20 protein-coding genes are annotated in these 19,332 nt (G+C 52.2%); 14 read left to right on the top strand and 6 right to left on the bottom strand.

The annotated features are described in order from the left end of the window. Positions 1-271 precede the first annotated feature (271 nt). From FOE74_RS17850 to FOE74_RS17895, 10 genes are all read left to right on the top strand, one after another. A complete protein-coding gene (locus tag FOE74_RS17850) occupies positions 272-2,680 on the top strand; it encodes a penicillin acylase family protein (RefSeq protein WP_149100228.1) in 2,409 nt (802 codons plus the stop codon). A gap of 2 nt (positions 2,681-2,682) precedes the next feature. Then, positions 2,683-3,015 carry a hypothetical protein gene (locus FOE74_RS17855; RefSeq protein WP_149100001.1) on the top strand — a complete coding sequence of 111 codons (333 nt, stop codon included), beginning with the start codon at positions 2,683-2,685 and terminating at the stop codon, positions 3,013-3,015. A gap of 123 nt (positions 3,016-3,138) precedes the next feature. Next, entirely contained in the window at positions 3,139-5,526 is a 2,388-nt protein-coding gene (locus FOE74_RS17860; RefSeq protein ID WP_149100002.1) for a T9SS type A sorting domain-containing protein, read from the top strand. A gap of 100 nt (positions 5,527-5,626) precedes the next feature. Further along, entirely contained in the window at positions 5,627-6,100 is a 474-nt protein-coding gene (locus tag FOE74_RS17865) for a hypothetical protein (protein WP_149100003.1), read from the top strand. A gap of 415 nt (positions 6,101-6,515) precedes the next feature. Next, on the top strand, positions 6,516-7,025 hold the full coding sequence (locus tag FOE74_RS17870; protein WP_149100004.1) for an RNA polymerase sigma factor: 510 nt from the start codon (positions 6,516-6,518) through the stop codon (positions 7,023-7,025). Next, a complete protein-coding gene (locus tag FOE74_RS17875; protein ID WP_149100005.1) occupies positions 7,015-7,947 on the top strand; it encodes a HEAT repeat domain-containing protein in 933 nt (310 codons plus the stop codon). Before FOE74_RS17870 ends, FOE74_RS17875 begins: the two co-directional genes overlap by 11 nt. 22 nt (positions 7,948-7,969) lie before the next feature. Beyond that, on the top strand, positions 7,970-8,845 hold the full coding sequence (locus tag FOE74_RS17880) for a DUF4097 family beta strand repeat-containing protein (RefSeq protein ID WP_225840874.1): 876 nt from the start codon (positions 7,970-7,972) through the stop codon (positions 8,843-8,845). A 27-nt stretch (positions 8,846-8,872) separates the two neighbouring features. After that, the gene (locus FOE74_RS17885) at positions 8,873-9,583 is read left to right on the top strand and encodes a DUF4097 family beta strand repeat-containing protein (RefSeq protein ID WP_149100006.1); all 711 of its coding nucleotides are present in this window, start codon (positions 8,873-8,875) and stop codon (positions 9,581-9,583) included. 231 nt (positions 9,584-9,814) lie between these two features. Continuing rightward, positions 9,815-10,966: an N-acetylglucosamine-6-phosphate deacetylase gene (gene nagA, locus FOE74_RS17890; protein WP_149100007.1), complete on the top strand. Its 1,152-nt coding sequence runs from the start codon at positions 9,815-9,817 to the stop codon at positions 10,964-10,966. Between the two features lie 286 nt (positions 10,967-11,252). Then, positions 11,253-12,185: a 1-phosphofructokinase family hexose kinase gene (locus tag FOE74_RS17895; RefSeq protein ID WP_149100008.1), complete on the top strand. Its 933-nt coding sequence runs from the start codon at positions 11,253-11,255 to the stop codon at positions 12,183-12,185. 102 nt (positions 12,186-12,287) lie between these two features. Here the strand turns inward: FOE74_RS17895 and FOE74_RS17900 are convergent, their stop codons facing one another. From FOE74_RS17900 to FOE74_RS17910, 3 genes are all read right to left on the bottom strand, one after another. Further along, a complete protein-coding gene (locus tag FOE74_RS17900; RefSeq protein WP_149100009.1) occupies positions 12,288-12,695 on the bottom strand; it encodes a septal ring lytic transglycosylase RlpA family protein in 408 nt (135 codons plus the stop codon). Continuing rightward, positions 12,688-13,380, bottom strand: coding sequence for an alpha/beta fold hydrolase (locus tag FOE74_RS17905; RefSeq protein ID WP_149100010.1), 693 nt, complete (start codon positions 13,378-13,380; stop codon positions 12,688-12,690). The genes FOE74_RS17900 and FOE74_RS17905 overlap by 8 nt, the downstream gene beginning before the upstream one ends. 259 nt (positions 13,381-13,639) lie before the next feature. Continuing rightward, positions 13,640-14,074: a GNAT family N-acetyltransferase gene (locus tag FOE74_RS17910; protein WP_149100011.1), complete on the bottom strand. Its 435-nt coding sequence runs from the start codon at positions 14,072-14,074 to the stop codon at positions 13,640-13,642. Positions 14,075-14,836: 762 nt separating this feature from the next. Here FOE74_RS17910 and FOE74_RS17915 point away from each other — a divergent pair. Then, the gene (locus FOE74_RS17915) at positions 14,837-15,151 is read left to right on the top strand and encodes an SH3 domain-containing protein (protein ID WP_149100012.1); all 315 of its coding nucleotides are present in this window, start codon (positions 14,837-14,839) and stop codon (positions 15,149-15,151) included. A 115-nt stretch (positions 15,152-15,266) separates the two neighbouring features. On the opposite strand, the gene FOE74_RS17920 is transcribed toward FOE74_RS17915, so the two are convergent. After that, a complete protein-coding gene (locus FOE74_RS17920) occupies positions 15,267-16,022 on the bottom strand; it encodes a hypothetical protein (protein WP_149100013.1) in 756 nt (251 codons plus the stop codon). Positions 16,023-16,183: 161 nt separating this feature from the next. On the opposite strand from FOE74_RS17920, the gene FOE74_RS17925 reads away from it, so the two are divergent. After that, the gene (locus FOE74_RS17925; protein WP_149100014.1) at positions 16,184-16,432 is read left to right on the top strand and encodes a hypothetical protein; all 249 of its coding nucleotides are present in this window, start codon (positions 16,184-16,186) and stop codon (positions 16,430-16,432) included. Between the two features lie 114 nt (positions 16,433-16,546). Here the strand turns inward: FOE74_RS17925 and FOE74_RS17930 are convergent, their stop codons facing one another. Then, positions 16,547-17,107, bottom strand: coding sequence for an Hsp20/alpha crystallin family protein (locus FOE74_RS17930; RefSeq protein WP_149100015.1), 561 nt, complete (start codon positions 17,105-17,107; stop codon positions 16,547-16,549). Positions 17,108-17,255: 148 nt separating this feature from the next. Next, the gene (locus tag FOE74_RS17935; RefSeq protein ID WP_149100016.1) at positions 17,256-17,636 is read right to left on the bottom strand and encodes an Hsp20/alpha crystallin family protein; all 381 of its coding nucleotides are present in this window, start codon (positions 17,634-17,636) and stop codon (positions 17,256-17,258) included. A gap of 541 nt (positions 17,637-18,177) precedes the next feature. Here FOE74_RS17935 and FOE74_RS17940 point away from each other — a divergent pair. After that, positions 18,178-18,603, top strand: coding sequence for a hypothetical protein (locus FOE74_RS17940; protein WP_149100017.1), 426 nt, complete (start codon positions 18,178-18,180; stop codon positions 18,601-18,603). A 203-nt stretch (positions 18,604-18,806) separates the two neighbouring features. Next, complete coding sequence (locus tag FOE74_RS17945; protein WP_149100018.1) at positions 18,807-19,259, top strand: hypothetical protein; 453 nt, start codon at positions 18,807-18,809, stop codon at positions 19,257-19,259. Positions 19,260-19,332 lie beyond the last annotated feature (73 nt).

The raw sequence follows: 19,332 nt of genomic DNA on the forward strand, positions 1-19,332 counted from the left end.
GGGCAATCCTTGTGGTTGCCCAGGACGGTTATCTACAGCAAAGGGCAACCAGAAGGGATTGCCCTACATTGTCCTCTGCCGTTTTACTGTTGTATGTAGGCCCAGATTACGGCACCCCGAGACGGCCAATTCTCTAACAGGCGCACTACACCATGCGTTTGGCGCCTCTTTCCTGGAAAACAGCTTCAAAACAGAAGAACCATCATCGGCTTGCCATTGCTTGGGGAAGAACCTATCTTACCAGGAGATTCTACCCCTGCCTGCTGCCTCTATGAAATGGATGAAAGCTCTTGTTGCCGTTGCCATCACGGTTCTTCTGGTGTACGCCCTTAACCGCACCTATGGCGTAGTGCCAGCCTTGGGGCCGTTCCTGAGCCCGTATGAAGGGTTTTGGCGCAGCGGGGCAGACAAGGACTTCACCTCAGAGGAATTGGCGCTGGATGGGTTGCAAGCCCCGGTGCAGGTGCGGTTTGACTCTTTGCGGGTGCCGCACATCTTCGCGCAGAACGACCATGACCTGTACTATACCCAAGGCTACCTCACGGCCAAAGACCGGCTGTGGCAGATGGAGTTCATGACCCACGCCGCCGCCGGCCGCCTTTCTGAGATCATCGGGGACCGCACCCTGGAGATGGACCGCTACCAGCGCCGCATGGGCATGGGAACCGCTGCCCAAAAATCCCTGGAAAAGATGATGGCCGATCCCCAGAGCCGGGCGGTTATGGAAGCCTATACCGCAGGGGTGAACGCCTATATTGACCAACTCGCGCGGCGCGATTTTCCCTTTGAATACAAGCTGCTGCATTACGCTCCGGAGAAATGGCGCCCCCTCAAGATTGCGCTGTTGCTCAAGATGCTGGCCTATGACATGACCGGGTACTCAGATGACTTGCGCATGACCAACAACCTCCGCAAGTACGGGGCGGCCGTGGTGCGAGACCTTTTTCCTGATTATCCCTTCCGGGAGGAACCCATTGTGCCGCTGGGCAGCAAACCAGATTTCAGACCGCTTCCTATTCCGCCTACCCCCGCTGATTTCATGGCCGCGGCGGCTTCCCATTCCCTGGAGCGCCAGAAGCCCGAGAACCTGGGCAGTAACAACTGGGCGATCACCGGCGCGCGTACCGCCAACGGCTACCCGCTGCTGGCCTCAGACCCGCACCTGAACCTGAGCCTGCCTTCTATCTGGCACGTTGTGCAGTTGCATGCGCCGGGCATTAACACCTACGGCGTGATTATTCCTGGCGCGCCGGGCGTGGGCATAGGTTTCAACGAGCACATTGCCTGGGGCATGACCAACGTAGGCGCCGATGTGCTGGACTGGTACGAAATCAAATTCAAAGACGGGAAACGGCAGCAGTACTGGCATGACAACCAGTGGAAGCCGATGCGCCGCGTGGTGGAGAAAATCAGGGTAAAAGGCGGGCCGGATATCCTTGACACGGTGTTGTACACGCATCATGGCCCGGTGGCGTATCTGCCCCATGAAACCGCCTTCCGCAGTGGCAGCACCCCCACCGGACATGCCCTGCGCTGGATTGCCCATGACCCGCAGAATGAACTCAAGACGTTGATCCAGATCAACCGGGCTAAAAATTATCCACAGTTCCGGCAGGCCCTGACTACCTGGGCGGCCCCGGCCTTCAACTTCGTCTACGCCGATAGCCAGAACATTGCCATCGTCTCTAACGGGCTGTACCCGCTCAAATGGAAAGAACAGGGCAAGTTCCTGCTGGACGGCTCCAACCGCGCGCACGACTGGCAGGGCTGGGTGCCCATGGATCAGGTGCCCTTCGTGCTCAACCCCTCGCGCGGGTTTGTGAGCTCCGCGAACCAGTCGCCGGTGAGCCCGCAAGATTACCCGTATTACCTAGGCTCCAGCTTTGCCGGGTATGAACGCAGCGCCCGTATCAATCAACGGCTTTCGGCCATGACCCAGGCCACGCCAGACTCGTTCCGGCTCATGCAGATGGATAACTACAGCTTTGTGCCGAAGAACGTGCTGCCCACCCTGCTGCCCTTGATAGACCAGGCTTCGCTTTCTGAGGGACAGAAGCGAGCATACCAAATCTTAGCTGAGTGGGACTACCGCTATGACCCAGACAAAACCGCGCCTTACTTATTTGAGCAATGGTGGCAGGCTTTGGGTCGCTCTATTTGGGCAGATGACTTCCCCGTAGAAAAATTCAAAGCCCCCGCCCGCGACCGCCTGGTGCAGATGCTCCTGCGCGAACCTGAAAGCCGCTGGTATGATGACGTGACCACGCCGCAGAGAGAAACGCTGGCAGGTTTGGTAAACGTCACCTTCCGGGAGGTAGCGGATAGCCTGGCAGAAGGCCGGGGCGAAAAAGAGTGGGGGTTCTCCCGAAACTCGCAGATCCGGCACATGGCGCAGTTACCGGGCTTCGGGCAGGTCTTGTATGCCGGGGGAAGCGCTAATTCCATCAATGCCTTGAATGCGAGCCATGGCCCTTCGTGGCGCATGGTGGTGCAGATGGGGCCGCAAATTCAAGCCTGGGGCGTGTACCCCGGCGGGCAGAGCGGCAACCCCGGCAGCCGTTTCTATGACAATCTGCTGAACGACTGGCAAAGCGGCAAACTGCACCAACTCCTGTTTTTACGCTCTGCCCAAGACCAACCCGCCGCTACTTCCGTTCTCTGGACCCTAACCAAAAACTAACCATGCTTTTCGTCCTTATTCTTGTGGTCAGCCTGTTGGCGCAATTTTTCCTGCCGTGGTGGAGCATTGCCCTAGTCTGTTTTGCCTTGGCCTTCTGGAAGGCGCGATACGGCGGGCAGGCATTCCTGGCCGGTTTCCTGGCCATTGGCCTGACCTGGTTGGGCGGGGCATTATTCTGGCACCTGGCCACCGATGGCCTTTTAAGCAGCCGCGTGGCCGCCATGCTCACCGTCAATTCGCCCTGGATTCTGATGGCGGTGACCGTACTGGTGGGTGCCTTGGTAGGCGGGACAAGCGCCTTGTCTGGCTATCTGGTGCGGCGGCTGTGGGGGTGAGTTTTTTGAAGCAGCCTTTGATAAGTTGAGATCAAAAAGTTATCCTATATTTGAATGGCCTATACTAAATTATTATAATCCAATATCTTATCTAAGCTTTCTTTAAAGTTATTTTTTACTTGAATGAAAAACTTTTACGCTTTACAAACCCTCCTGTTCTTTGTTTTTTCCATCGTCTCCCGCTCTGTTACAGGACAATGCCTTGATGTTTCTTTTGATCCAGTTCTGGAAACCGGGGCTTCCATTCAATCCATTTTAGTAGAGCCAGACGGACGGGTTATGGCAGGAGGAGTCATCTACAAAGCAAATGGAGTATCTGTCACCAATTTAGTTCGGCTGCAGGCCAATGGTACACTGGACCAGACTTTTGGAAATGGCTCTCCCGTAAACTTCAACTCCACCATCAGAGTCATCAAAAAGCAGGCAGATGGAAAACTCTTGATAGCTGGTGCTTTTACCAAGTTCAATGACATTACTGCCAACAGAATTGTTCGTTTAAACAGCGATGGTACGCTGGATAACTCATTCAACTATACTGGAACCAATGGCTTTATTTCCACTTTGGTAATCCAATCTGACGGCAAAATCATAATTGGGGGTGCTTTTACCTTGGTCAACAATACACCCAGCAACAGGATTGCCCGGCTTTTACCCAATGGAGATCTGGATGAGACTTTCTCAGTTGGCTCAGGTGCCAATAATTCAGTGAGTTTGGCAGCACTGCAAGCAGACGGAAAGATTCTTCTGACCGGGAGCTTTACTTCCTTCAATGGATATAACTATAACCGGTTGCTTAGGTTAATGCCTACGGGGCACATAGATGGCACCTTCCAAACTGGTCAGGGAATGTCAAGCCCTAGCGGAACCTTAACCGTTCTCTCCAATGGACAAATCATAGTAACTGGTTACACTTATAATGGAACTAACCTGAGGGAAGGAATGGCTCGTTTAAATGAAAACGGTAGTCATGATCTTTCGTTTCCAGCTTCTTACCTGGGTTTAAATGCGCCCGTCTCAGCTTTAACGCAAATAGCAGATGGCAGCCTCTTGGTGGCAGGCTCAATCTATACGGCTGTTGTAAAATTGAATCCGGACGGTAGCAGAAGCGCCACCCTCCAGCCAGAAGATTATACGAATTCACAAACGACTACCAACCTTTCAATGGTACTTGCCCTTGCGGTAGATGCACAGGGCAAGATACTGGTTGGGGGAGATTTACAAAGAATCCAGAACCAGTATGTCAGCGGGATTGCCAGACTTCATGCAGATGGCCGCTTTGACAACTCTTTTGCCCCAGACCTTAGAACCAAAGGCACCATAAATACCGTGGTTGGGCAGCCAGATGGGAAAGTCCTGTTGGAAGGAAACATTACCTATGTCAACAACAAACAAGTGAACACGTTTGTCCGCTTGCTCTCCAATGGCTTATTAGATGAGTCGTTTGCCAATGGGGGGAAAGAGTTCCACCAATTTTCAAATATAGCGCTTCAGTCAACCGGCAAGATCATCACCCTCAGTAACGTAGTGATGAACGGAAGTAAGCAAATAGGATTCAAACGCCTCCACCCAGATGGAACGCCAGATGTTGATTTCTCCATTAGAACGGGTAGTTCTGTGACCTCAATGGCCACTCAGCCAGACAACAAGATTCTTGTAGGAGGTACCATTTCAGAAGACGGGTCTGCAGCTACCGCTAGGAATTATCTTGGCCGGCTCAATGCAGATGGAACCATGGATCAGAGCTTTGAAACCGGGAGAGGGCCAAGCTTCTTTGTGCAAGCGATTGCTGTACAGTCTGATAAGAAGATAGTGATAGGAGGCATCAAAAGCTTTCTTTCCAGTTACAACGGCCTCCCCATCCCTGGCATTGCCCGGATACATGAAGATGGCACCTTAGATCAGAGCTTCCAAGTAGGCACCGGCCCTGGTTACTCAAATTCGGTGGTGTCCCCCACTATTGCCTCCATCCTATCTCTACCGTCGGGAAACCTGTTAGTGACTGGAGTGTTTGATTCGTTCAATGGGGTGCCCTGCGACGGGCTGATCCTCCTCAATACTGATGGTTCCGTCTCAAGTCCGGTGAATGTGCACTGTGCTATCGCTCCTAACCAACTAGCAAAAGGAGCTGTACGCTCTATGGCTTTGCTGCCCGGTAACAAGTTGGTTCTGGCCGGCAATCTCCCATTGACAGATGGCACTCTTAAAACCATTGTCAAGCTTGAACCGCCTATTCTTTTGGCCAGTAAGGATAAAACGTCCTCTCTCCACAAAAGGGGGGCTTTCCCTAATCCGTTCCAAGAAGAAGTTAGTTTTACCCTAGACAAAAGCAGCGTTGGCCCAGCTGAGGTGAAAGTGTATAGCCTCACAGGAACTCTGGTCTTCTCAAAAGCTATGGGGCAATCCTCAGGCGATGTGTTTACCCTTTCATTGAGCCATCTGACCCCAGGTACCTATTTGGTAGAAGTAACTTTAGGCAATAGCGTTCAGCGGCATAGAATCTTAAAGTATTAGATAAGCGATGGAGGTGAAGAGCAGGATTATGGTTTCTTTCTGAAAAAAGCAGCGGGAAACAGGAGAAGAAAATTTGCAAGGGGAGTTTTAATAGCAACTTATGGAAATAGCTACCTTGATAGTGATATGCCTGGTGACGGTTTGTTTTATACTTACTGTAGTATTTCTATTGAGCTACTTGATTAGAAGAAATAAATCAAAGTTAAAGAATGCCGGCATTGCTTTCTCGGCAACAGTAATAGGACTAAGTACATTATTGGTACTTGAAGAACAGCTTTTCTCCTATAATACTGCTAACAAGAAAGAAATATTGGTTGCCTCCAGAGAATCATCAATTGGAGGGGTTTTACTCAAACTTTATGCAGACAGTACATTTGAGATAGGAGGTTTAAGACAAGTGACATCAGCAGGAATGTTCTCCTTAAAGAAGGATACCTTGTTTATGACTACAATCATTACGGAGGAGAATGAAGAGTTTAGCATGAGATCTTTCCTAATCAAAGAAGACCATTTGGAGGAAACAACTGATACCGGGATTGAATTCTTAGAAATACACGAAAATAGTCTAAAATAAAATAAGAAAGACTTCCTGCTGCAAGATACAAGTGTTGTGGTTTGGCCGCCCCTTGCTAGGCTAATTTGCTTCTAATGCACGAAGAAGAACGCGTTTTAACCTATTTTATCTCTATTTGGCTTCGGACTAACAGACATACTTTTGGTCTGCTCCGTTGCTTTGATGCATCTTGCTGTTCTTCTCAGAATTCTTTCTGCCCCGCACGGATGTCCTCCAGGAGCTGCTCACCATGTTGGGCAGCCTGCCGTTACTGGTGATTTTAATACCTATTGTCAACCTATTTCCCGTCCATTTTCCTGAAATCAGGCTTTTATCGTCTTTCTATCTGACTCAAAACTCAAGACTCAGAACTAGTTTCAAAATTTATTTTGAAACTTCTGTAATGACTTCTCGCCTCAATCGTCTCTGTTAATGAATGGACTTACAAGAGTTTAAAACCAAGGTACTCCCGGCCAAGCAGAAGCTGTACAGAATGGCGCTGTTCCTGTTGCAGAACAAGGAAGAGGCCGAGGATATCTTGCAGGATGTTTTCCTGAAACTCTGGTCTAACAAACACAAGCTCCACGCCTACGCCAGTATTGAGGCGTTTGCCATGAGCATCACCAAAAACCTGTGCCTTGACAAAATCAAAAGCCGCAAGCACAAGCACGTGGTAGATGTGGTAGGCATGGAGATTGACTCAGCGGAGGCGAACCCGTACCAGCGCTATGAACTCACCGATCAGGTGAACAAGGTGCACGAGCTCGTGAAACTACTCCCCGAACAACAGCGCCTGATCCTGCACCTGCGCGATGTGGAAGGCTACGGCTACGAGGAGATTGAGCAGGTCACGGGAGTCAACGTCAACGCCATACGGGTGGCGTTGTCCAGAGCCCGGAAAAGTGTGCGAGACGGACTTTTAAAGATGGAAAACTATGCCCTTTGAACAGATAGAAACCTTGCTGGAGAAGTACTACAACGGCGAGACGTCCTTGGAGGAAGAAGACCAACTGAAGGCGTTCTTCCGGCAGACCAAACTGTTGCCCGACAGCCTGAAGGCGCACGCGGTGCAGTTCCAATTCTATGGCCAGGAGCAGAACCTGGAAATGGATAAGTTCCTGGCAGACGATTGGCTGTTTGAGAAAATTGAGCGGCCTGCGCCGTCCACTGGCGGGGTTTCCCCGAAGGCGGAAAGCGGCAGCTTCTTCAGAACATACGCCTGGCAGATAGCCGCCAGCATCAGTTTGCTGATCATCGCATTCTGGACGGGGAATTACTTTACACAAAGCGACAGCGTTCCCAACAGCCTCGCCCCAGTGGTGGCCCAGCGGCAACCAGTCCCAGAAACAAGGCAGGAGGCAGAACCCTACGCGCCGGTAGAACATCTGGAGGACACGGCCCCGGCCATGGAAACCACAGCGCCTAGAGAAGCAGAAACGGTTGCCCTTTCCAGAAAACAGCCGGTAAAACAGGTGCTCACCGCACATGCCGCGGTCAGAAGTGCCTCAGCGAGTGAGCGGTTGCAACTGGTAAGCCAAGACCTCAAAACCGAAGGGCTCACGCCCCAGGAAAGCAAGAAAGTGATCAGGCTCCTGATAAAAACCATGAACCAGGACGGCAACCTGAATGTGCGGCTGGCCTCGTGTGAAGCCCTGTATCAGTTCAGGGAGCACAAAGAAGTCCGGAAAGCCTTTATCCAGGCCCTGGGCACCCAAACCGAGCCGCTCATGCAACTCACCCTCATTGAGATGGTCGTCAAGCTCAAAGAGGCTGATGCCGTGTCACAGCTGGAGATGCTCATGCACAAAAAAGGCCTGTTACCTATTGTCAAATACAAAGCGCAAGAGGGCCTTGGAACCCTCATCTAACCACGAAATACTCTCTACTTTTATGAAAAAACCAATTGTACTGGCATGGGCTGTCCTCATGCTTACCGGAAACTGCCTTGTCTCAGAAAAAGCAACAGCCGCTGACCAACCTACCCTATTAACGCAGGAAGGGAAGCCGCAAAATGCTCCCAAGGAAGGCGAACTGCGCTCCTACAAAGTAAAACTGGGCAACGGCAAAGACAAGCAAGTGCAGCTCTCCATGTCCAAGAGCAACGTCAAAATTGTGGGGCACACCGGCGACGAGGTAATCATTGAAACCAGGGATTACAGTGCTCCGCCCAAACGGGCCGAAGGACTGAAACCCCTCTACAACCAGGAAGAGGACAATACTAACCTGGGCCTGTCCGTAGCTAAAAGCAACAATACCCTTACTATTGCCAAAGCGTCGCGGGCGTATGCCGATTATGTGATCAGAATCCCCAAAAACGCTGCTGTGGTATACAAAGAAACCAATTGGGAAAGTAGTGAGATCTCCTTCGCTGACCTGGACGGGGAAATTGAATTAAAACTGAACAATTCAGACGTTACCTTGACCAACATCTCTGGGCCGGTGGTGGCCAACAATACCGGTGGCTCTATCAAAGTGGTTTTTTCTTCCCTGAACCAGAGCAAGCCCAGTGCCATCTCTACCGTGAACGGCGACATAGACATCACGTTACCCGCCAAAGACAAAGCCAATTTCAAACTTAAGTCCCTGCAAGGCGAAATCTACACTGACTTTGACATAGAAATACAACGGCAAAAGGAAGAGGACGATGACGAAGGACTGGCCCTGGTTGGCGGTGGTGGCAACATTGTGGGCAAGGTGAACGGCGGCGGCGTGGAAATGAACATCCAGACCATCTCCAGCGACATCTTCATCCGGAAAAAGAAATAATCCCTAGGCACCTAAAAAACCGCTCTTATGAAAAATGTACTGTTGTTGGCCCTGCTCCTGCTGGGCATAGGGAACCTCCATGCCCAGAAAAAAACGGTGGAGAAAACCTTGGTGGTACCCGCCTCCAAGAAAGTGCACCTGAACCTGAAGTTCGGGAACGAGGTGAAAGTAACCGGCTGGGACAAAAAAGAGGCGTACGTGAAAGTGACGTATGAGCTCAACGGCGGTACGCTGAACCAGGCCATGCTGCTCACCTTTGACCCCGGCAAAGACCAACTGAGCGTCACCGCCGACCTGGACGAGAAACTCCTGAAGAACAGCACCTATGAAGGCAATTGTGATGGCGGCGCTACCACCACCTTCGGGAATTACGCCAACGGGAAGATGAAAAGCGGGGTCTGCACGCGTATTGACTACGAGATCTTCTTGCCCCGCGACGCCAACCTCACGCTGGAGACCATCAACGGCAACCTGGAACTGCGGGGCATCCACGGCACCGTGCAGGCCAAATCCATCAGCGGTTTCGTAGACATGGACTGGCCTACCCAGAAAGGCGCCACCGTGGCCCTGAAAACCATCACCGGCGAGGTGTATTCAGACCTGGCCCTCACCTTACCTGAAAAGAAGAAAGAAACCCCTATGGTAGGCTACCAACTGAAAGGCAATGTGCACAACGGCGGCCCTAAAATCCAGCTGGAAACCATCAGCAACAACATCTACTTCCGCCAGAAAAAGTAACCCCTGTTTGGGGCCTGCTTTTCCAGAAAGAAGCCCAAAACCAAGCTGTCTTTTTGGTAATCAGGTGGTGGGCTTCCTGTTCCAGAGGAGTAGGTGGAAAGCAAAAGTTCAAGGAAGGCGCGGCGGAGTTGTTTCAGGCTTGTTTTAGGTAAACCGGAAGGAAAACGTGGAGGGTGTACGTGGTTTTTGCGCTGATTTTCTCAAATTTGCCCCTCACCTTATTTACCCTCCATGCGCTTCGCTTTCACTAACGGCACCATCTACTCAGGCTATACCACCGCACAAGGCTATGCGGTACTCGTAGAAGACGGAAAGATCAAAGACCTCGTCCAGGCAGACGAAATCCCCGCTGATACCACTATCATTGATGTAAACGGCGGAGTCATCTGTCCGGGCTTTGTAGACTTGCAGGTGAACGGCGGCGGCGGCGTGTATTTTACCCAGTACCCTACGCTGGAGAGCCTGAACACCATCAGAGACGCGCACCTGCAGTTTGGCACCACCAGCTTTCTGCCCACGGTGATCTCGGCGTTCCAGGAGAAGATCCTGGAAACCATCTCGGCGGTAAGGGAAGGAATGCAGCAGTACCCCAGCACTTTTCTGGGCATGCACCTGGAAGGCCCTTATTTCAACCCGGGCAAAGCGGGCGCGCATGATACCGCCTGCATCAGGGTGGCTACGCACGAAGAGCTGGACGTGCTGCTGGAAGCCGGCAAAGACGTGATCACCTACCTGACCCTGGCCCCCGAGTGCGTGGAGGAAAGTGTGCTGCAACGGTTGGTGGAAAGCGGCATCGTGCTGTCGGCGGGGCACAGTCTGGCTACGTATGACCAGGCCATGCATTTCTTCCGGAACGGGGTCACTGCCATTACCCACCTCTACAACGCCATGAGCGGCCTGGACACCAAACAGCCCGGGCTGGCCGCCGCGGCCCTGGACTACGGTCAGGCCTGGACTGGTATCATCGTAGACGGCGAACACTGCCACCCGTACGCGGTGCGCCTGGCCAAGAAAATGCTGGGCGAGAAACTGCTGCTCATCTCTGACTGTGCCGCCTGCGTGGGCTCAGATATTCCGTTCACGGACTTCGGGAATTTCAAGGCCTATTACCGCAACGGCCGCTGCGAGACCGAAGACGGTCGTTTGGCGGGTTCTGCCCTCACCATGCTGGAAGCCGTGCAGAACACGGTGAAGATGGTAGGCCTGCCCCTAGACGAAGCCCTCAGGATGGCGACCCTGTACCCGGCGCAGGTCTTGAAGCTGGAGGACAAAGTAGGCCAGTTGGTGCCGGGCTCGGCGGCCAACCTGGTCGTGCTTACGCCAGACCTACAGTTGCAACAGGTGTGGGTAGACGGCGAAGCGGTGGCCTTGCACAAGAAGTAGACTTAGTCGTTTTCTGCCCGTTTTAAGTAAAACAGGTTGTTTTTGGGAGGAGTATGGTGCGGTTTAAGCTCAACGGGCCTGCTCTGCCTTGTTAATTCAGATATCAGTTTTGGGAGACAGGTGGAGCGGTTTAAACCCAGCTGGGGCATATTTTTTTCAAGGTAATTCCCAGCAATAGCCCTGGTTCCCGTAAAAGGTGTTTCAGAGCCCTTTCCTGAAAAGTAGCCTTGAAACATCTTTCACCCCGCAGCCCTTTTAAGGGACTGTCCCAACTTGCCTAGCTGCCATGAGAATCCTCACCATCACCGTCAATCCTGCCTTAGATAAGAGCACCCGCGTACAGAAGCTAGCCCCTGAAAAGAAGCTTCGGTGCGAAGAGCCTACCTATGAGCCCGGCGGCGGCGGCATCAACGTATCCAGGGCCATCAAGAAACTGGGCGGCGAGTCCTGTGCCTGGTACCTCTCTGGCGGAGCGGCCGGGGAACGCATTGGGCAACTCCTGCAAGCTGAAGGCGTGAGTTACCGCAAATTCGAATGCGCCAACTGGACCCGGGAGAGCCTCATGGTGCTGGAAACCGCCACCGGCGACCAGTACCGTTTCGGGATGCCGGGACCGCACATCGCGGAGCATGAATGGCGGCAACTCATAGACGCCCTGGAGGCGCTGGAGAAAACCCCCGAGTTTGTGGTGGCCAGCGGTAGCATCTCGCCAGGCGTGCCAGATGATTTTTATGCCCAGCTCGCGGCCATAGCCGTGCGCAAAGGATTCAAGCTGGTAGTAGACACCTCGGGCGAGGCCCTCATCAAATCCGCCGGCGAAGGCATTTTCCTGCTCAAGCCTAACCTGAATGAATTGGCTGCCTTGGCTGGCAAGGAGTACATCAACGCCCAGGAACAGGAAGCCCTGGCCAGAAAAGTGATTGGCGAAGGCAAAAGCCAGGCGCTGGTGGTATCATTGGGGCCGCGCGGCGCCATGCTGGCCACCAAAGACGGGTTCCAGTACGTAACCCCGCCCACCGTGAAGCAGGAAAGCGCCGTGGGCGCCGGCGACAGCATGGTAGGCGGCATGGTCTTGAAACTTACCCAAGGCTGGGCCTGGCCCGAGGTAATCCGTTACGGGGTAGCCACCGGAACCGCCACCACCATGACCCCCGGCTCAGAACTTTGCCGCCTGCAAGACGTGGAAGAGATCTATGGCTGGATCAAAGACCGCAGTTAAGCTGCCCAAGACCTGCCCCAGAGAGGTGCGGTGTTGGTTAAAAGATTGTTTCAGGCCCGGTTTCCAGATTTAAGGCCGAAAACGGGATGCGACTGCCCGCCTTTATTTTCCTTCCTTGATTACCTTCATCTGCACCGGCACCACGCCGCTGTTGACCATGTCCAGCTTGCGGGCGGCAGACTTGGAAAGGTCAATGATGCGGCCCGGCGAGAACGGACCGCGGTCGGTGATCATCACTTTGACGGATCTTCCGTTCTGGGGGTTGATGACCTTGACCTTGGTGCCGAAGGGGAGTTTTTTGTGGGCAGCCGTGCGCTTGCCGGGCTTGTACCGCTCGCCGTTGGCCATTTTGTTTCCCTTGAGTTTATCAGAGTAGTAAGAAGCCTTGCCGGTTTCTGTGTAGCCACGTTTGCCAAAGGCGGGCGCGCTGGAGGTACAGTTGGTGGTGAAAAAGGCCAGGACCAGCAAACAAAGGAGGTTCCGGAAGAAAAGGAGTGAGGGGTTACGCATAAGAAAAGAAGTGCTGCAAGGCGTGGGCTAGTTGGGGCCAGTCCACTGCCTCCAGGGGGTGCTTGGTATTGGGTAAAACATGGAATTGCCCGTTGGGCAACTGACGGTACGCTGCCAGAGATTCCTCCACTGAAACCATCTGGTCTTTGTCGCCAACGGCAATACGTACGGGTACCTCCAGGCGGCTAAGTTCATGGGGAGAAAGCAAGGGCTTTTGGCCCAACTGGTGCATCAGGTGGGCGGTGCGGTACAGAACCTCCTGCCAGTCTTGCGGGGCGTGGCGGGCCTGCAAGACCTGCGCATAGGCGGGGACTTTGGCAGCCAGCACCTGCGGGTCTAACTTCTGGGTCTCTTTGCGGGCTACCTCCGGGGACCAGTCAAACTTGGTGGCCAGGGTGAAGATCCTGGAGAAACGCTGAGGCTGTTGGCGGGCGGCCTGCAGGGCCACGTAACCACCCAGGCTGTACCCAAACACCTGCACCCGGTCCAGGCGCTGTTCCTCTAGCCAGTTCAGCAAAAAGTCTGCAAAACCTTCTATGTGGAACGTGTCGGTGGGGCAAGGGGCGCCACCGTGCCCGGGCAGATTCACGGAAAGGACCGGTAAGTTGTCTGACAGCAAAGGCAACAGAGGGCCAAATTGGTCTTTCGCGCCCAGCGCCCCATGAAGCAACAGCAGTGGTTCCATACGGTAAGGTACTAGTTCTTGCTTTCTTCTCCCAAACGCTTTTGTTTTACCCCTTATTTTCTGAAAAGGCCCCAAAAACACCAAATGCTACCTGAAGTCTCCAGGGTGGAATGGAAAGATAGGGCAGCAAGTAGGGCTGTTGGGTGTAGGCGGGTGACAAAGGAATGTTTCTAGCCTTGTTTCTGAAAAGAGGCCTGAAACCGCAAGAAGTCAGAGGATTTTTGCGATTTGGCTGCGGCCGGGTAGCAGCGGGTCAGACTTAGCCCAACTTCTTCAGGAAATGGAAGCCCTTGATCACAAACCCTTCGCGCAGGTAGAATTTATGGGCGGCGTTGTTGACCACGTAGGCATCTAGCATCATGGTTTCACAGTGTTGGCGGGTGGCTTCCTGGGTAAGCCAGTCCAGCAGGAGCTTACCTATGCCTTTAGAGCGGTGTTGTTCACCTATCACAAAGTTGTCTACCTCTAAATATGGGCCGCTGTACAGTTTGGTGCCTATCCAGAAGCCGGAAAGGCCCAGGCAGGTGGTATGGTCAAAGACACACACCATGCGGTAGTGGAGCGGTAGCATCTGCCGGAGCAGGGCCTCATACCGGGCAGGCTCCATGTGCGGGTTCAGGTACTGGATCAACGGGAACTGCGCTACCATCTCAGATAGCTCAGTGATCTCCCTTATTTGGAAAGATGTTGCCATGGGGTCTGAAAAAGAAAACAAAAGTAAAAAGAGCGCGATGGCAGTAAAAGAAATGCTAACAAAATGTTAAAGAAAAAGCACCAGGCTTCTACTACGTTAAATATCTGTTAATTACGGATAAAGCCTTGGTTTTAAGCTAAAATGCCTTTTATATTTGATCCGGTAATTCATTGATAATCAGAGGAGCAAAGAGCTTTATTTTACCGGGAATAGGAAAAGTAAAGTACGTGTAGAGACATATGTAGAAGAGGGGCTCTGTTCATGCTCTTACTATATGTGGAATAACCCCTACCGGGGCTGCCGGTAGCTAAACAAAGAGAGGTAAACCAGTGCTCGGTCCGGCACCAAAGCGTGTTCGGTTTTAGCAGGAAAGTGTCCGGCAACGGACAAGACGGTTGTTGAAAATGGCCTAAAAAAGCAAAAGGAAGCCCTTTTTATTAATGGCACGCGACTTGTAATTCATCTGGCAGAAATCACCACAGAACGTTAGGCGGCAGTAATGCAGGAACAAAAAGCAGACAATACCTGAGGCCAATAAAAAAAAGAAAATAATTCTCATCTCTCAAGCAACCTTCTTTTAGAATCGGCATCTATTAGAATATAACACAAACATAAAAAAACAATGATAAAAAAATAATAGGCGCTTTTTGTGCCCCTGATCTGTATGTCCTTTTGGTAAATAAAGGTGTTTTAAATGAAGTAATAATATCAAAAAAATAAGAGTGTCTTTCTTGTCATTAACCCATTAAAATCTAAAAAATCATGAAACGTTTATTTGTCATTCTCGCCCTTATCTGTGTTCAAGTAGTATCAGGTTTCGCCCAAGGCCCCACCAGCCGCGTCAACACTGAGAAAGTTAAAATGTACCGTCAGCCCACCATTGGGGGAGAGGTAATGCGCCTTTTGGGTTCTGAAGATGAAATCATAGTGATGCGGAAACAAGGCCAGGAATGGACATTGGTGCAGATTGACGGCGAAGCCGGCTATGTGCTGAACTCTTACCTGAAAGCTAAAAAAGCCAAAAAAATAGCCTCTGCCAAAAACCAGGTTTCTCCTGCCAAAAGCGCCAAACTATAGTAGGTGAAGTACCCGCCTTTCCGCTGGTGGGGTTTGATAAAATAAGTAATCTAAAGCAGAAGGCCCCCTCTGAAAAGAGCGGGCCTTCTGCTTTTAAAGAACATTGGAATATGACTTAATTCTGTGGGGTATAATTGTAGAGTTCAATGGCTTCTGAGAGCTTGTCTTTCTTCACCAGCCTGAACAGTTGCGGAAGCAGCGAGATGCCCGCACCCACCAACAGCAGCGGAGACACCGAGGAGCCGGAATACCCGCTTCTGAATTGCTGTGCCACACCCGCCACCATCAGGCCAGCCCCAGCCACGTACATGCCGGTCTGTATGTTCTGGCCTTTTTTGTAGTCATGCAGGCTTTCCATGCTGCCGGGGTTGTCAGAGAGGGCCACCCGCAGGTTCTTGTAGGTAAGCGGTTGCAGCGGGCCTTTCTCCTTCTCAAAATAATATACCCGCCGTTGGGTAGGGTACCCATAGCCCCCCATGCCATAACCGCCCATGCCGTAGCCTCCCATTCCTATGCCAATGCCCGGGGAGTAGGAGTTATATTCTGTGCGGTACACGTAATAGGTAGAGATGCGCCCAGCCTGTTCCCGTTGGGCAAAGTTGCTGAAGCGGCGGCCGGCATCCACGCGGGCATAATACCCGTCCTGGCTCTGGAAATACTTGACGGCTTCTGGGGCGTACCGGAGGGTGTCATCCAGCAGGAAGAAGTTCTGTTTGAAGACGGGGCTTTTGAACTGCAGTCGCTGCGCGTAGACGCGTTCCCCGTTATGCAGTTCTATGAAAAAAGGCTGCCCAGACGTGACATTCTGGCTCCAGGCACATTCTACTGCTACCCAGCAAAAGAAGACTAAAAAGTATAATTTTTTTATCATAGCAAATAGAAAACGGAAAAGAGGTATTTCTATGATAAAGCTAAAGAAAAAAAGAGAAACAAGGGTCAAAAATGGATTTTAGGAAAGATAAGCGCAACAGCAGGCCCCCATCAAGAGTAAAAAGAAAAGGGCGTACTTGTTTTACCTAACCAGAAGAGACTATGTTCATTGCATTAACTATTTTACTTATAATAGCTTTGTTTATCACGGTCTATTACGTGAGGGCCAACAAAGCAGGGGCTTCTTCCCCAGAAGGCACCACCACCCGTATTTCTGGCGGCGGCCCAGACCAGCCGGCCACTCCGGGGCAAACCACCAAAACCTCTTTCAACCCGGGCAGTGTGCCAGACGGTTCAGGGCATGACAAAGGCCAGGGCGGCGCAGCCATGAGCAGTGGCATGCAAGGCTAGCTTCGGGCAAAGCGGCTGCCGCAAGAGGCACAGAGGTTTGCCGGGCAAAAGCCCGGAAACAGAAAGGCCCCACCAAGGTGGGGCCTTTCTGTTTCCGGGCTTTCTGGGCCAATCTTAATGGGTGCCATCTTCCTGCGAAAGGGAACCCTGTTTCTTTTTAGCAGAAGAGCCGCTGCCTTTGGCTTCCTGGCCGGTGGCATTCGTGCCTTTGTTCAGCTGCATGGGCTGGGAAGTACCTTCCCGCACCTCAATGCGTCGGCGGGCCGTTTTCTGCTCATCCTTAGGAATGCGTACGTGCAGCACCCCGTTCTCAAACATCGCTTCAATGCTATCTGCTTTCACGGTGTCTGGGAATTGGAAAGACCGGCTGAAAGAGCCGTACTGGCTCTCAATCAAATGATAGCGCTTGTTTTTCTGCTCCTGGTTGAACTGCCGCTCGCCGGAGATGGTAAGACGGCCTTGTTGGAAATCAAGGTGGATGTCTTCTTTCTTCATGCCCGGCAGAGCCATTTCCAGCTCATATCCGTTTTCAGTTTCACAGGTGTCTACCTGCGGACTGAACTTGTTCAGCCGCTCGCGGCTGTTCACAGTGTCATTAAAAAAGCGGTCCAGCATACTGCTGAAGGTCTGCGGCATCATGTCTTCAAAGCCGCTTCCCAAACGTTGAATAGCCATCGTTTTACATTTTTAAGTGTGAAACATAGAACAGGCAGCCTACCTGCCTCAACTAACTATTTTTCCGTCTCGCTAGGGCCGTTTCAAGCCTGGTTTCAGAAAAAGAGCCTGAAAGCCCCTGGCCAGGGACCTTCTAAGCCTTTGTGGGTTATTGCTGTTCAATCTCCAGTACCCGGGGGCCTTGGGCTAGGTACGGGATGTGCACCCGCAGCTCATGGCCTTCATGCACCACCCGCAGCCGGGTGAAATCTGTGAAGGGCGGCAGCAGGAAATTCTGGTGAAACAGCGGGATCTGCCCGGCCGGGTGCTGTTCGCTCTGGTGCAGGGCCATTACGGTAAGCTGGTTTTTGTCCAGAATCACCTGGCACTGCTCAGCAGATACGCCCGGCAGCAACACCTGCAGCACCGCTTCTTTTTTGCGCTTCACCATGTTCACCCGCGGCTGAATCACCCCACCGCCAATGGTGCTGGTTAAATCTATATAATGAGCAATGTTCTGTAAGAACTTTTTATCTTTAATCAGTTTCATGACGCTTCTCCTCTGCCTTTCTTATTGTACATAGGCAGTAATGCAAAGGGCATACCAAGGCTGAAAACACGGTTTTAGGGCGATGTATAAGACAGAATGGCAACATCTGGAAGTAGTATTAATGCTATTTTGGCAGGGTGATGACAGCCGGCTTCCGGGGGTTTGGTAAATTGCAGCGCGGGAGGTAATTTGAGGGGCAGAAGGTATGTTAGGCTGGAGGGTATTGAACAAGTACCTTCCTGTCTTTCTTGCGTATAAACCAGCTAACAGCGACTTTCTATTAAATGAAAAAGCGGTTGTTGGGTGCAATCCCGTAACAGCCTAAGGCGGAAAGAGGGTGGAGGAAGAAGCCAGGGCCGCAGCAGGAAAACCTGTCTTCCTTCATTTTGACCCTATTTGGTTTTAGGAAAGGAGACCTTGGTGCCTGTCTTTAGGGCAGGTAGTGGAATGACATGGAATTCGCTTACCAACTTTAGAAGGTCATTCTCTTGGCGGCGCCCTTCGGCCCTGCCAGCTTTTGACCTGGCGTCCGTTTACTCTTATGAGAATAGCATACTTCAAATCAAGCGGGCTTACCCTTAGTTATGACCACCAGCATACCGCCTATGCCGTCTGGAACGGGTTCCTGAGCAGCCAGGTATTTCGGGAGTCAGCCTTGAAATGCCTGGAGCTCCTGGAGGAGAAAGGTATTGAGCGGTGGCTGGCTGACAACCGTAAAATGAAAGCCATACGGCAGGCCGACCAGCATTGGTTTGTAGAGAACATCATGCCCCGCATCTTGCAGAGTAACCTGCGGCGCATGGCAACCCTAGTATCTGATGATTTATTCAACAAGATGGCCGTAGAGCAGATGCTCAAGCGCGCCGGCCACCCAGACCACCTGTTGCTCCGTGATTTCCAAGACGAGGCCGAGGCGGTTTCATGGCTCATGGTCTCTTCGCCGGGCCAGGTCATGGCGCAAGAGTAGGGGTGGCTGTTGGCGATAAAGCGCTGTTAAACGGCCCTTCTTTCAAAAAGGATCCTTTTTGAATAATTATAGCATATCAAGAAAGTTGGTCCAGGAACAATGCCTTGTGTTTTCTCCTGGCCCTATGAAGAGGTTCTGGTTGCGTCCCCCGCGCAGAAGTTTCACCTGGCAGATGTGTGGTTGCCCTGGCACTCTGTAAACAAATGCTATCTGGCTACGGCATGATCTTAAAGAACAGCAACGTTTACTATCAAAGCCCTTCCGTCACCATCTCCTATCATGAGGAGCAGGAAATAGGCCTGTCTGTCTGGAACAGCCCAGTGGGCAGCCATGAGGTACGGGAGGCAGTGCTTCTGATCTGCCACACCATAGAACGGTTTGGCCTTACCCGGTGGCTCTCTGATACCAGGAACCTGCGGGCGTTCCAGGAACAGGACCGCCAGTGGACCATGGAGCACATTGCGCCCTCTTTGCTCTCTGGGGCACTTAGGAAGGTGGCGGTGCTTTTGCCGCCAGACCGCGAGAACAGTGCCCAGACCAACCACATCCTGCACCAGTTGCCAGAAGTTAGGCAGTACCTGCTGATCCAGGACTTTTATGAGCCCCAGGAAGCCTTGGCCTGGTTGCTGCAGGAGTCTCTACAGCCGCAGCCGTAAGCCCAATCGGTTAAGGGCGTGTTTGGCCAAAAGAAGCAGAAAATCACCTGGCCCGTCCTTGCTGGCAGACCCG

The sequence above is a fragment of the Rufibacter glacialis genome (assembly GCF_008271745.1).
GTDB lineage: Bacteria > Bacteroidota > Bacteroidia > Cytophagales > Hymenobacteraceae > Nibribacter > Nibribacter glacialis.